The organism is Thalassobacillus devorans, assembly GCF_900176565.1.
GTDB classification, from domain to species: domain Bacteria; phylum Bacillota; class Bacilli; order Bacillales; family Halobacillaceae; genus Thalassobacillus; species Thalassobacillus devorans_A.
In genome coordinates, this window is sequence record NZ_FXEH01000005.1 from 840,784 (window position 1) to 854,290 (window position 13,507).

A 13,507-nucleotide genomic window follows, 5' to 3' on the forward strand; every position below is an offset into this window, starting at 1 on the left:
TTTTCCTTTCCTGAATAGATTTGTTTGCATCAATTTAATTATCGTCTACAAATGAACTTCATCCTGGACGTCCCGTTCACTCAATTCTTTATCATTATAATCTGTAGCATCTGTGCCCAGATAAACGGTGTCCCTGTCTGTTATATTGATTAACATATTCCGTATAAATTGGATTCCTCCCAGCGCGAAGCCGATCGGTATCGCAATGTACATATAATATAAAGGTGTTTGCATCGCTGAAGTTACTCGCCCTGAATTTTTGATATCGATTACATATAAATAAGAATAATAAGCGAGTACAAACAAGAAAAGAGCTGTTATCGCGGGGATGAGAATCATAAGTACCTTTCTTATTTTAAACGGAGCCATATCGTAAAATGCCGACATACTGATATGCCTGCCTTTGCGTGCGGCGTAACTGATACCCATAAAAGTTGCGATAATGACGGAAAACTGACTGACCTCGTCAGCAAATGGAGGGGAATAAGTAAACAGCGCTCTCATCAGAGCTTTACCGACAACCATGACTGCAATGATGATTACAGCATAGCTTAATATGAATTCTTCTAATTTAAGTATAAAATTGTCTAGCATCCTAAGTAATTTCAATGTAAGTATTCCTCCTAATAAATTGCAGGAATTATCTAAAAAAGCTCATGTATTCATTATCATACCGAATGGCTTTCCTACATTCAAACTCCCCACTTCGCTATAAGACGCTTTCACTACATAAATATTGGCATATATAGCAGTTACGTCGCATATAGTTATATATTATCTCAAATGCTGGGTAATAATGCTTACTCTATATATTATCAGAAAATTCACTATAATTCTACCTAAAATATGACAGCTTCTAAAGGATGGAAGATTATAGGGTGTTATTATTCACGCGAAAAGCGATAGACCACCGATTCCCCGATAGGATAATATCCTATCTTCTTATAAATTGAATTAGATGTGGGATTTTCGGCATCGGTATAAAGGCTGCAAAACCGGTAACCTTGCTCTAATAGTTTTTCCGTCAATGCCCAGACCGCTTGGGTAGCGTATCCTTTCCGTTTGTATTCATCAGGAGTATAAACAGCGTTGACTGTTGCACCATGTTTCGTACTCCTTGACTGATTAACCATCGATACCGGGGTCCCATTCACAATCCATAAGTGCATGGAACCAGACTTAACCATATGTTCCGCCAGCGTTTCGGCGTCCTCCATAATCGATCTTTCTCCTGCTTCTCTTCCAAAGAAACGCAGCCATTCCGCAATCAAGGCTTTATCGCTTTCTTCTGCAACTTTTAGCTTTCCTCCATTTACATGAATTTGTTCAAGCTGGTCTAACCGATAGACAAGCTGTTTCATATGGATGTAGCTCGTACGTTTACTCTTCTTAGAACAAGCATCTTTAAACACGGCAGCACCCTCTGCTTTCCCTACTATCCCATCAACCGGATAGCCATTATCATATAGATAGCAGGCTGCCATTTCGATGACTGATTGATCGGTATCACATGCAGGAAGCACCCACTGATTCCGCATCGTATGTAACAGGGTATAGACTACCTCGCCGCCATTTTCAATTGTAATCAAGTCCGCTTCTGCAGGCTGTTTCTTTAAACGCTCTGCGATACCTAAAGGCAAGTTATTCATCGCCTCCTGTTTCATCAGCAGAGGCTCTACCTTATGTAAATACTCCTTTGGATCTTTGTATTCCTTTACCTCCATGTTACCCTCCCCCTTTTGGCTAAAAGTGCACTTACTATACCACACTTGACAGCTCCTCTACAATGGAATTAGAGGTGATGACAGTGACAAATAATGAAATCAAAGATCAGATTGCCGAGCTGAAATCCGATTACGTCCGCATCCAGGGTGATTTAGATAAAATAGAAGCTACTGGTGGAAATGTCACGAATGCGGAAAAGCAGCTTCATCATATTGAAGAAGAGTTGAAACGTCTGAATCATAAACTTGCTGAAAACAAATAGAGCAAAAAACGGCAGTCCGTAACGTGACGGACTGCCGTTTTTTATGACTCATCCCTACCGTTCCGCTGTTCTTCCAGTCGGGATTGAATTTTATCTTTTTCTTTATCAGGCGGCATCAAACTGACGACAGTATCGCCCTGTTCTGCCTTCGTGGGGAAATCTTCCGTAAAGAAATCAATTTTACCTGATGGCTTTTTAATAAATAACAGAATGGCACCGGGGTTTTTGTTCTCTAAATAATCTTTAAAGGTAAACTTCTGCGTAATACTTGTTTTCCGGAATTTATACCCTTCCTTTGCCAACTCGTTCAGTTTTTCCCAGGAAGCTCCTTCCTCAAAAAGGATACGGCCACCGATGGAGTGTACCAGACCTTCTAAATTATCTCCACTTTGGTTGCGCAAGCTTAATTGATAGAGGTTATTCCTGCCAAAAGTTGGTACAAAGGTAGTACAAATCAGAGCGTTATACGAATCAAGCTCCGACGCGGCAATCAAGTATTCGAACGGGGTCATATCCATCGTATATTCCGTCTGTTCAGACAGAATTTCTCCATGGTAGATTGGTACCCCTGCCTGCCTTGCTATTGATAAACGTTCCCATGAAGAATCAATAATCATTACTGGCACTTTTAATTCTTCCAGCGTTTTCGCTAAGGTTACCGTAAAAGAGCTGCTCCCGTTAATCAGGACACCTGGAGGCCCCTCCATGGATAAATTCAGTTTCTTTGCAAGCCATTGGATAGAAAAACCATGGGCAACCACGGTAGAAAACACAAGAGCAAAAGTAATCGAAAGCAGTAAGTTCGCATCTTCATACCCCTCATCCAGCAGGGCACTGGCGAAATAACTGGATACGGTCAACGCGACTATTCCTCGGGGAGCAATCCAGCCGACAAGCAGCTTCTCCGATTTGGTCAGGTCCGTTCCCATAGTAGAAATCCAAATAGAAAGCGGCCTTACGACAAATAACATTAACAGCACAAAACCGATGATTTGGAAATTGAGTATTTGAAATAAGGTATCTGTCGTCAAAGAAGCCGTCAGCATGATAAAGATTGTCGATATCAATAGCAAAGAAATATTTTCTTTAAAGTGTCTCATATCTGAAATAGATGGGATATGAAGATTAGCGAGTGTCATCCCCATCGCCGTCACAGCCAGCAACCCTGTCTCATGCATGATTTCATCCGATATGGTAAAGCAGGCGATGACGACCGTAAACACAACAGGTGATTTTAAATATTCCGGCACATAGCCGGTCTCGAACATCCACCCGACTCCTTTTCCGCAGGCCCAACCAAGCACAGCGGCGAACAGGGATGCAAGGAAAAACGCCAGCAGCGCCGGTACGCCAACTTCATCACTGAGAATAAATTGTATGAATTCAAAAGCGAAAACGGCTAACAAGGCTCCAATAGGATCGACGATAATACCTTCCCACTTTAGAATTTTAGCAGGTCGAGCCTTCAGTTTCGCTTGTCTTAATAATGGTAAAATTACGGTTGGACCAGTAACAATAAATAACCCGGCGATGACAATAGCTACGGTCCAGGACAAACCGGCAACGTAATGGGCAGCCAGTGCACCTAAAACCCAGCCAAGAAAGGCCCCAAACGTTACTATCCTGACAACCGGACGGCCGAGACCTTTAATTTCTTTAATATCGAGGTTAAGACTTCCCTCAAACAGGATAATCGCTACCGCCATCGCAATGATTGGACGGTATACATCGCCAAAGTCCTGCTCGGGGTTAATCAATCCCAGTATAGGACCTGCCAGTAAACCCGCAATTGACATGAGTACGATTGCGGGCAGCCGGAATCGCCATGCCGCCCATTGGGACCCTATTCCAAGCAGACCAATCAGCATGAATTGTAGTAAAATTGAATCAATCATTACATAACTCCTTTTCTATCACAAAAACAACACCTTTCTCCACCGTTTCTATCAACTTAAAATCATTCTATATTTCTATGATTCTACTGTAAATCATGTTGTTTAAGACTCTTTCCTTTACCCAAACAGAACTCCTTCTAACCATCCGGTTAAAATTGTCAACAAGCAATATAAAAATATATTGACATCGAATTTCGCCCCTGATAATATTAGCTCGTCTTATAAATATTCAAAAAAATCAGAGCTGGTGCAACAGTTTGAAGATAACTATTCTTAGTCCTATCGTAATACATGAAAATTATAGGTAAGGGTTAAAGTAAGTAGAGGGTCGTCCCTGCGGTCAGGGGCGGTTTTTTTACGCCTTCACCCTTTTGCCCATAAAGGAGGAAATATAAGTGAAAACAAGAGATACGGTCTTTATTGGTTTTATGTTATTTGCATTATTTTTCGGGGCAGGAAACCTCATTTATCCGCCTACACTGGGGATAGAAGCAGGCACTTCTTACTGGCCCGCTATCTTTGGCTTTGTATTGACCGGAGTAGGAATTCCAGTATTGACAGTTACCGCCCTTTCTTTAGTAAACAATGGAACCATAGAATTAGGGGCGAGAGTACATCCCTTATTCGGACTTATTTTCACTTCCGTCGTATACCTTGCTATCGGACCCTTTTTTGGCATACCACGAGCTGCCAACGTAGCTTATGAAATGGGCGTGCAGCCGTTGGTTAATGGAGGGAACTCCGCCGTATTATTGGTATTTACGCTTATCTTTTTTGCCCTTGTATTCTGGATAAGCCTAAATCCATCTAAACTCGTGGACCGTGTCGGTCAATGGCTTACACCGCTATTGTTAGCCGCCATTATAGCGTTAGTGATTGGAAGCTTCTTTTTATTGGATGGTACTGTTCAGCAGCCAGTTGAGAAGTATCAGTCTTCCCCATTTACCACTGGCTTTCTTGAAGGGTATTTAACGATGGACGCGATTGCGGCGCTTGCATTCGGTATCCTTGTGATTACCGCTTTAAAAGATCGCGGGGTAACAGACCGCCGACAACTCACCCGCTTCACCTTAAAAGTGGGAGCCGTAACAGCCATTGGTCTCACAGCAGTCTATACAGCGATTGGGTGGATTGGAGCGAAAATGGCTACGGAAGGCTCCTATACCAATGGCGGAGAAATTTTATCCGGAGCAGCGCAATTCATGTATGGACAGCCAGGGACGCTTCTCCTCGGAATCATTGTAGCACTGGCTTGTTTCACGACATCTGTCGGTTTGACGGTTGCCTGCGGACAATTTTTCAGCAAAACCTTTTCCGGTCTTTCTTATAAATTAGTTATTTCTATCGTGATCATCGGCAGTTTTGCTGCGGCCAATTTAGGGTTGGAGCAGATCATCGCATTTTCCGTTCCGGTGTTGGTCTTCATCTATCCGATTGCCATCGTACTGATTGCGCTTGCCTTTGCCAACAGGGTGTTTAACGGTTCTACCTTTGTTTATCAAGGTGCTATTTTGCTTACAGCAATCACCAGCTTATATGATGGGTTAGTAGCATTCGGGTTGGACTTATCCAATTTGGAACCATTGATGCAGCAATTACCTTTCTTTTCGCTTGGACTCGGCTGGGTTTTCCCTGCCCTCGCAGGAGCGTTAGCAGGCGGACTAATACAATTGCTTGTAACGTCCAACGATAAAAAACTAACAAACTAACCTTTGGACTCAATTATTAAAAGGGCTGTCCTGCTGGTCTTCAAAAGACTTCCAGGACAGCCCTTTTGGTTATGATTATATTTGAGAACAGAACACGAAATAGTTGATCAAAACTTTCTTATCACATCATTGCTCTAATAATGTGACACTGACTTTTACATCGAGCGTCTGCTGACCGCCCCGATATACACCCTGCAGCGGACTGACATCGGCATAGTCACGTCCCGTTCCAATACGGACATGCTGCTCAAGAGCCTCTACGTTATTCGTCGGATCAAGGCCGACCCAGCCGATGCCGGGAACCATTACTTCCACCCAGGCATGAGTAGCAGCATCCCCTATTAGCGCAGAATCTTCCCCAACATACAAATAACCGCTGACATATCGTGCCGGAATCCCTTTGGCCCGCAACACTGCCAGCATGATATGTGCATAATCCTGGCAGACACCTTTTTTATTCGGCCAGCTTTCATACGCCTTCGTATCTACATGGGTGGCTGTTCCATCATAAACAATCAATTGATGGATATAGGCCATCAAATCGAGCGAAAATCTGACCGGATCAGCGGGGTCTCCGACAGCTTGCGTAATCTCCTCTATCTGTTCTTTATACAAAAACGTATAGGGCGTCTCATTCAAGTATGCCAAATAATGTTTATGAAACAGGTCCGAGTGGAAAATCTCTCTCATTTCATCTGTGAAATGAATCATTCGGATAAACGGACTTTTCTGAATACTGACGATCGAATTCGTCTTCACTTCTAAATGTTCATGTTTCTCCGGTATGAAAAACGTCTCGACGTGGTTTCCCCACAAATCAATGTGTTCCTTTGTCATGGAAGCAGGCGTGATTTCAGTACGATAAGACAATAGCCGCTGACACTCATCTGTTCTCGGCTTAAGCCTGATATGGTTCATACTTTGGTCCACGAAACTTTCATAATAAAAGATATTCGTATGTTCAATTTTATACTTCATGATGCCATCCCCCAACCGCGAAAAAATTCGTTACGTACTAATTTATGATAAGCGTACTCTTATAGTACCCGCTCTTTGTCGTGAAACCCTTACCTTCTATTTTATTTCAACTGGCTCAATCAAATAGTAAGTTTCCGAGAAGACCCTGCTCACCTGTATACAGCGGTTTTGGAAGTGATCCAGAAAGCCCATCAGCTCTTCCATTGCCATTGCCTCGAGGTTGAAATCAGATACTTCCTGCTGGATCGTTTCAAGCAGGTGGAACAACCTTTCTGAATAATGGTGGATTTCCCCTTTTTCTAATTTGCGAATGGTTTCCATTACATGATCAACACAGTAACGAATCGAGCGCGGGAACCTTTCTTCTTCAATGATGAAATGAAGGACGTGCATCGCATTCATTTTTGGAGGATATTCCTTGATATAGGCATCATATCCATTTACCAGCCTTAAGGCAGCGAGCCAGTAATAATGATGATTGACCGATCCCTGTTTTTCCTTTCTGGCTTTCTCACAGATGACGTTCAGAATTCTCGCCGTCTTCTCTGCCCGCTCCAGCCATTTGCCTATTTTTATGAAGGAATAAGGGACACCGCGAGTCATTGTTGATTCAATGACACCCTGGGCATTCATCGATGTCATCGTAATTGTGTTTAGGAAATTTTGAATTTCCTGGATCGTAAATTCATTTCGGCGGACTGCCGGAAGTTCCAGATAAAAACGATTCAGCCCTTCCCAAACTCCTTCAGGAATAATGTCCCTTGTAGCACGAGCGTTCTCACGCGCATAAGTCATGCAATTGACGAGCGAATTAAAATTTCCCGGCTCAAACGCCACGTAATGGATAATCTCTTCTGACTTCAAGTTTGGATACTGGACTTGATAATCCGCTAAAGAAGCAGTGATTTCTAATACTTCCTCCCAGTCACGATTCAGTACCTCTCTGTCGTTCGCTTCCAGCATATTGATCAACTGGACATCAAGAACCCGGGCATTATTTTCCGAGCGTTCCAGGTTACGCGCCATCCAATATAACGAGTCAGCCACTCGACTAAGCATAGCCATTCCCCCTCTTTTGCAATACCCATGTGTCTTTTCCGCCGCCACCTTGGGAAGAATTGACGACAAGCGATCCTTCTTTCAAGGCTACCCGGGATAACCCGCCAGGCAATACGTGACTTTCCTGCCCGCTCATGACAAATACCCGCAGGTCGACATGGCATGGATAAAAACGTCCTTTCTGAAAAGCTGGAGCCCGTGACAATTTAATGGTTGGCTGGGCGATATATTGATTCGGTTTTTCTAAAATCTTTTCACGGAAGACAGCAATTTCTTCCTTACCCGCATGAGGACCGATCAGCATATCATAACCGCCGGATGCTCCCACATTCTTCACTACTAATTCATCCAGATGATCAAGCACATAAGTACGCTGTTCCTCATTACGCAAAAAATATGTTTCTACATTTGGAATGATTGGTTCCTCATCTAAGTAATAGCGAATCATGTCGGGCACGTACGCATACATAGCTTTATCATCGGCTACTCCATTACCGATGCCATTTACGATCGCTACATTGCCTTTACGATAGGCATTTAACAGTCCTCGTACACCTAACACAGATTTAGGGTCGAAAGCATCGGGATCCAGAAAATCATCATCGATCCGACGATATATAATATCGACTCGCTTCAATCCTCGAATCGTTTTCATGTACACGACGTCATCCCTGACGAGCAGGTCTCGTCCTTCGACAAGCTCAATGCCCATTTGCTGGGCAAGGAACACATGATCATAATACGCAGAATTATAACTTCCCGGTGTTAAAAGGACGGCACAGGGGTTGTCCGGTGAGGTAGAGTTAGCTGGAACATGAGCCATCAGTGCCTGATGAAGTTCCGACAACTGATGCTCGAGTGTTTCAATGGCATGCTCAAAAAATAATTCCGGGTAGACCTGGCGCATGACATAGCGGTTTTGAAATACATAGGATAAGCCTGATGGGTTGCGCAGGTTATCTTCGAGTACCCGGTATTCCCCATGCTCATCACGAATTAAGTCGATTCCAGCGAGGAAAATATGGTTTTGGTAAGGGATATCAAGCCCTGATGCTTGCTGGCGATAGTAATAAGGGTTTTGTTCTACTAATTCTCCAGGAATGATACCATCTTTGATAATCTCCTGATTCCGGTAAATATCTTCCAAGAATAGATTTAGTGCTTTGACACGCTGCTTCATTCCTTTTTCTATGCGCTGCCAATTTTCAGAGGGAATGATGATCGGCACGAAATCAAACGGCATGGTACGTTCCGTGCCGACAGTGTCGTTATAAACGGTAAAAGTGATTCCTTTTCGTAAGAAGCTTAATTGGGCTGTTTCATTTTTTTCATGGAGGTTATCAATCGAAAAGCGGCGAAGCATTTGGTAGAAGTGTTCATAATGAGGCTTAGGCTGTTCTTTGTCTTCCATCATTTCATCAAAAAAACTTTCCATTTCATATTGATCCAGCATAAAATCCCCCCTATTTTAAATGGTATAAGTTCTTATACCCTAAAAAAGCACCAATTAGTCAGAAAATTATCCAAACTACCTGGTGCTTCTGTTATACTATTATTTGATAGAAATAGCAATCTTTCCTTGCGCGTGGTGCGTTTCACTCAGTTCATGCGCCTCTTTCAACCCTTCTTCAGAAAAGTCGAATTGATGGCCGACAACCGCTCTTACCTTGCCGTTCTTAATCAGGTCTGCGATTTTAGCAAGCTGCTCTCCTTCTGGCTCCAGCCAATGGAATCCTGCTTTGATTCCTAGTTCTTTTGCTTTTTCTTCTTCAGGCGGCTGGACGATAGAAACAAGCTTTCCGCCCTCTTTCAAGACTTCATAGCTTTTCTCCTGAACCTCACCACCGATCGTATCAACGACAATGTCAAAATCTTCGAGTACTTCACTGAAATCTTCTTCCTGATAATTGATGAAGCGATCGACACCAAGTTCTGTCACCCAATCCTGGTTCTTGCCGCTCGCTGTGGCAGCGACATAGGCACCGAAATGCTTCGCCAGCTGGATCGCATAGCTCCCTACTCCTCCAGAACCGGCGTGAATCAATACTTTATCGCCGTCCTTAATTTCAGAAAAGTCGACGAGACATTGCCATGCAGTCAGCCCTGCCAATGGGACAGATGCCGCTTCTTCGTAAGTGATATTTTCCGGCATGTGGGCAAGCAGCCGTTCATCGACTGCTGCATATTCCGCATATGTTCCAAGTCGTGTTAAATCCGGACGTGCGAACACATTGTCACCCTTTTTAAATTTCGTTACATTTTTACCTGTCTCTGCGACAACACCAGCCAAGTCCCAGCCAAGGATGATCGGAAAATCAAAATCAATATTTTCTTTCAAATATCCTTGTCGCAGCTTCCAATCAATCGGGTTGATCGAGGTCGCATGAAGTTCGACAAGGACTTGATCTTCTGTAATTTCCGGTTTATCTATCTCTCTCATTTTCAACTGTTCTTTATCGCCATAATTGTCAATGACAATTGCTTTCATGAATCATCCCTCCAGAATTGATATTCTTACATCATTTTTCCCCTGTCAGATTGAACTAAACATGATACGATTAACAAAGGATTTATAAAGGAGATACATTATGTTAGAACAAGCACGAAAAAAATTACAAGAATACTTCGGATATCCAACCTTCCGCCCCGGCCAGGAGGATGCCATCAGCCAGATTCTTCAAGGAAAAAACACCCTTGCTGTTATGCCGACCGGTGGTGGGAAATCAATCTGTTATCAAATACCAGGGCTCGTTCAACCTGGGACAGCTATTATCATTTCGCCATTGATTTCCTTAATGAAAGATCAGGTTGATGCGCTTACTTCTATGGGGGTAGCCGCTACCTATATCAACAGTTCCTTAAGTATGGAAGAGCAGCAGGAACGCCTGCGCGCAATGAGACAGGGGCGTTACCATTTTGTCTATGTCGCACCGGAACGTTTTGATTCCTCCAACTTCTTTTATGCGATTCAGTCGATTCCGTTATCGTTGATCGCCTTTGATGAAGCCCACTGTATCTCGCAATGGGGGCACGATTTCCGGCCGAGCTACCGATCGATTGTTCCATTGCTGAAAAAACTCACGAACCTTCCAACCATGATGGCTTTAACTGCCACAGCCACCAAGGAAGTCATCAACGACATACAGCATTTGCTGCATGTTCCTGAAACCTCGGTTATCAACACAGGGTTTGCACGGAGTAATCTATCCTTCCGCTTGATCAAAGGGCAGGATAAGCGTGATTTCCTGCTGAATTATGCTACGGAACGAAAAAGTGAGTCCGGAATCATTTATGCAGCAACTCGAAAAGACGTCGATTTTATCCACCAATTTTTACTGAGAAAAGGGTTCCAGGCAGGCAAATATCACGCCGGCCTTTCGGAAGACGAACGAAAAGAAGCCCAAAACAGCTTTATTCAGGATGAAACGCTGATAATGGTGGCGACCAATGCATTTGGTATGGGGATCGATAAATCAAACGTCCGCTACGTCATCCACTACTCGATGCCGATGAACATTGAATCCTACTACCAGGAAGCGGGGCGCGCCGGAAGAGACGGTGAACCGAGTGAGTGCATCCTGCTATTCTCGGGACAGGACGTCAACTTGCAGAAATATATGATCGAGCAGTCGACCTTGCCTGAAGACAAAAAAGCAAAAGAATACGAAAAGCTCCAGTCGATGGTGAATTACTGTCATACCCACCATTGTCTGCAACAGTATATCCTAGATTATTTCCATGACCCGACAGGCAGTGAGCCATGCGGCCGTTGTTCGAACTGCTTGTACGATGGTGAGCGGGAGGACATGACGAAGGAAGCACAAATGGTTTTATCCTGTGTGAAACGGATGGGGGAACGATTTGGAGCAGGCTTAACCGCCAAGGTGCTCCGCGGGTCCTCTGACCAAAAGGTAAAAGAGTTCGGTTTTAACCGGCTGAGTACTTACGGGTTAATGTCGCAATACACAGAAAAGGAACTGACGAGCTTCATTCACTTTTTGACAGCAGAGGAATTGTTGAACCCTGGTCAGGGTAAATTCCCAACATTACAGCTGACACCAAAAGCAGTCGAGGTTTTGAAAGGGGAAAAGCAGGTCTGGATGAAAATCGAAAAAACAGCCAGGAGAACGGAAGTGGATTACCACGAAGAACTGTTCGAGTCCCTGCGCAGCCTGAGGAAAGAAATTGCTGATGAGCATAACCTGCCGCCATATGTCATCTTTTCTGATGCTACCCTTAAAGATTTGGCTCGCTATTTACCAGCATCCAAGTCAGAGATGCTATCCATAAAAGGTGTGGGTGAACGGAAATACGAACAATACGGAGAGACATTCCTGGCTGCTATCGAGCCATTTAAAGAACGACAGCCAGCCAATAAATCTGTCAAAGGGCCGACGCCGATTTTCCAAAAGAAAACCGAGCAGGATAAAGAACCTAGTTATATGATTTCTTACCGGTTGTGGAAAGAAAAAGGAAAGGATCTTCCGGCAATCGCCCGCGATCGAGGAATGAGTGAAATCACCATCGAAAACCATCTGTTCCGCGCTGCCAGCGAGGGTCACGAGTTTGACTGGAGTCAATGGTTTGACGAACAAACCGAAGCAGAAGTGCTTCGGGCACGGGAAACGTTGGACGAGGATGAAGGTTTAAAAGTATTAAGAGAAGCGTTGGATCATGCTTACGATTACACCACGATTAAAGGTGTACTTGTCAAAAACGGATTAGCCAAATAACAAGAGCCCCGGCAAATGGCGCCGGGGCTACTTTGCATTTATTTGTCTCATATATGCTTAGCTTTTCTCATTTAAATTTGAAATTGTCTCTCATAATTTTAATATTGTCTCGTTTATTTTAAAAATTGTCTCTCTTTTCTTGAAAATTTGCTCATATAGCTTTGTTTTTTCTCATAACTCTACCAATCGTCTCTCATACAAGCTTTTTTTAGGATGTTCAAGTGAGGTTTAAATCTGAATTACTTCCCTCGTTCGCGCAGAAACCGTACAACTTCCGATTCTGTCGGCATGCCTCCTTGCGCGCCCGGTTTCGTCACAGATAATGCCGCACCAGCATTAGCAAATTGGCACGCCTCCTCTAACGAATATCCTTGAGCGATACGCGTACTCATCAAGCCACAGAAGGTGTCACCTGCACCAGTTGTATCGACTGGGGTGACCGGGAACCCTGGGACAGTGACTGCTCTCCCCTTCTCATAGAACATCACCCCTTGTTTCCCTTTTGTAATAATTAGCTTCTCTTCAAGAGCTTCCCTATTTTCATCATCGGTCATTAAATCTGCTGCTTCCGATTCATTCGGCGTAAGGTATGTAATTTTATCCAGCAACTCTTTGCTTAACGGCTGTGAAGGTGCAGGATTCAGCATAATGGGTACATTCGCTTCGAACGCGATTTCCGCTGCTTTCTTCACAGACTCCATCGGTATTTCCAACTGTAGCAGAACAATATCACTAGCGGTAAGCAAATCACGCTGTTCTTCTACATGTTCTGGTGTCACTTCGCCATTTGCTCCGGGTACGACAATAATCCGGTTGTCCCCCTCGGTTAAAAGGATTGTCGCCGTTCCCGTCCCCATTCCTGTCATCGTTTTAATTCCTGCAGTAGTTATTTTTTCTTTTGCTAAAATTGTTTTCAGAGATTCTCCAAAAGCATCATCCCCAATAGCGCCAACCATGGAAACCTCAGCTCCGCCTCTTGCGGCTGCTACTGCCTGATTGAAACCTTTTCCGCCAGGGTAGGTAGCAAATGACGTGCCAAGTACTGTTTCTCCCTGGTGCGGCATTCGGTCAAAAGAAGTAGTCAGATCCATATTGATGCTCCCAACAACTGCTATTTTCGGTTTTGTCATTGGCATTACTCCCCTT

Annotated in this window: 11 protein-coding genes; 3 read left to right on the top strand and 8 right to left on the bottom strand. The window is 43.8% G+C overall.

Going from position 1 to position 13,507, the window contains the following annotated elements:
• Positions 1-45: 45 nt before the first annotated feature.
• Positions 46-594 (bottom strand): TRAP transporter small permease, encoded by a 549-nt coding sequence (locus tag B9Y67_RS08785; RefSeq protein ID WP_085506737.1) that lies wholly within the window; start codon positions 592-594, stop codon positions 46-48.
• Positions 595-884: 290 nt separating this feature from the next.
• Entirely contained in the window at positions 885-1,724 is an 840-nt protein-coding gene (locus tag B9Y67_RS08790; RefSeq protein WP_085506344.1) for a GNAT family N-acetyltransferase, read from the bottom strand.
• 83 nt (positions 1,725-1,807) lie between these two features.
• Here B9Y67_RS08790 and B9Y67_RS08795 point away from each other — a divergent pair, with 83 nt between their 5' ends.
• Positions 1,808-1,987, top strand: a complete 180-nt coding sequence (locus tag B9Y67_RS08795; RefSeq protein WP_062442668.1) for an SE1832 family protein — start codon at positions 1,808-1,810, stop codon at positions 1,985-1,987.
• Between the two features lie 41 nt (positions 1,988-2,028).
• On the opposite strand, the gene B9Y67_RS08800 is transcribed toward B9Y67_RS08795, so the two are convergent.
• Entirely contained in the window at positions 2,029-3,882 is a 1,854-nt protein-coding gene (locus tag B9Y67_RS08800; protein WP_085506345.1) for a cation:proton antiporter, read from the bottom strand.
• A 395-nt stretch (positions 3,883-4,277) separates the two neighbouring features.
• Between B9Y67_RS08800 and brnQ the strand changes: the two genes are divergently transcribed.
• Positions 4,278-5,591, top strand: a complete 1,314-nt coding sequence (gene brnQ, locus B9Y67_RS08805) for a branched-chain amino acid transport system II carrier protein (protein ID WP_085506346.1) — start codon at positions 4,278-4,280, stop codon at positions 5,589-5,591.
• Between the two features lie 126 nt (positions 5,592-5,717).
• Here the strand turns inward: brnQ and B9Y67_RS20990 are convergent, their stop codons facing one another.
• The 4 genes from B9Y67_RS20990 to B9Y67_RS08820 all read right to left on the bottom strand — a co-directional run bounded on the left by B9Y67_RS20990 (position 5,718) and on the right by B9Y67_RS08820 (position 10,116).
• Positions 5,718-6,569 carry a transglutaminase family protein gene (locus B9Y67_RS20990; protein WP_254901751.1) on the bottom strand — a complete coding sequence of 284 codons (852 nt, stop codon included), beginning with the start codon at positions 6,567-6,569 and terminating at the stop codon, positions 5,718-5,720.
• A gap of 96 nt (positions 6,570-6,665) precedes the next feature.
• The gene (locus B9Y67_RS20995; protein ID WP_254901752.1) at positions 6,666-7,628 is read right to left on the bottom strand and encodes an alpha-E domain-containing protein; all 963 of its coding nucleotides are present in this window, start codon (positions 7,626-7,628) and stop codon (positions 6,666-6,668) included.
• The gene (locus B9Y67_RS08815) at positions 7,621-9,081 is read right to left on the bottom strand and encodes a circularly permuted type 2 ATP-grasp protein (RefSeq protein ID WP_085506347.1); all 1,461 of its coding nucleotides are present in this window, start codon (positions 9,079-9,081) and stop codon (positions 7,621-7,623) included. Before B9Y67_RS08815 ends, B9Y67_RS20995 begins: the two co-directional genes overlap by 8 nt.
• A 99-nt stretch (positions 9,082-9,180) precedes the next feature.
• Positions 9,181-10,116 (bottom strand): NADP-dependent oxidoreductase, encoded by a 936-nt coding sequence (locus B9Y67_RS08820; RefSeq protein ID WP_085506348.1) that lies wholly within the window; start codon positions 10,114-10,116, stop codon positions 9,181-9,183.
• A 100-nt stretch (positions 10,117-10,216) separates the two neighbouring features.
• On the opposite strand from B9Y67_RS08820, the gene recQ reads away from it, so the two are divergent.
• Positions 10,217-12,361 carry a DNA helicase RecQ gene (gene recQ, locus B9Y67_RS08825; protein ID WP_085506349.1) on the top strand — a complete coding sequence of 715 codons (2,145 nt, stop codon included), beginning with the start codon at positions 10,217-10,219 and terminating at the stop codon, positions 12,359-12,361.
• 239 nt (positions 12,362-12,600) lie between these two features.
• Here recQ and rbsK read toward each other — a convergent pair whose 3' ends face one another.
• Complete coding sequence (gene rbsK, locus B9Y67_RS08830) at positions 12,601-13,491, bottom strand: ribokinase (RefSeq protein ID WP_085506350.1); 891 nt, start codon at positions 13,489-13,491, stop codon at positions 12,601-12,603.
• Positions 13,492-13,507 lie beyond the last annotated feature (16 nt).

Bases quoted from the DNA above. Each gene is read 5' to 3' on its own strand.
- B9Y67_RS20995 (WP_254901752.1), bottom strand. From the start codon at position 7,628: ATGCTTAGTCGAGTGGCTGACTCGTTATATTGGATGGCGCGTAACCTG.
- recQ (WP_085506349.1), top strand. From the start codon at position 10,217: ATGTTAGAACAAGCACGAAAAAAATTACAAGAATACTTCGGATATCCA.
- B9Y67_RS08800 (WP_085506345.1), bottom strand. From the start codon at position 3,882: ATGATTGATTCAATTTTACTACAATTCATGCTGATTGGTCTGCTTGGA.
- B9Y67_RS08815 (WP_085506347.1), bottom strand. From the start codon at position 9,081: ATGCTGGATCAATATGAAATGGAAAGTTTTTTTGATGAAATGATGGAA.
- B9Y67_RS08785 (WP_085506737.1), bottom strand. From the start codon at position 594: ATGCTAGACAATTTTATACTTAAATTAGAAGAATTCATATTAAGCTAT.
- rbsK (WP_085506350.1), bottom strand. From the start codon at position 13,491: ATGACAAAACCGAAAATAGCAGTTGTTGGGAGCATCAATATGGATCTG.
- B9Y67_RS20990 (WP_254901751.1), bottom strand. From the start codon at position 6,569: ATGAAGTATAAAATTGAACATACGAATATCTTTTATTATGAAAGTTTC.
- B9Y67_RS08820 (WP_085506348.1), bottom strand. From the start codon at position 10,116: ATGAAAGCAATTGTCATTGACAATTATGGCGATAAAGAACAGTTGAAA.
- B9Y67_RS08790 (WP_085506344.1), bottom strand. From the start codon at position 1,724: ATGGAGGTAAAGGAATACAAAGATCCAAAGGAGTATTTACATAAGGTA.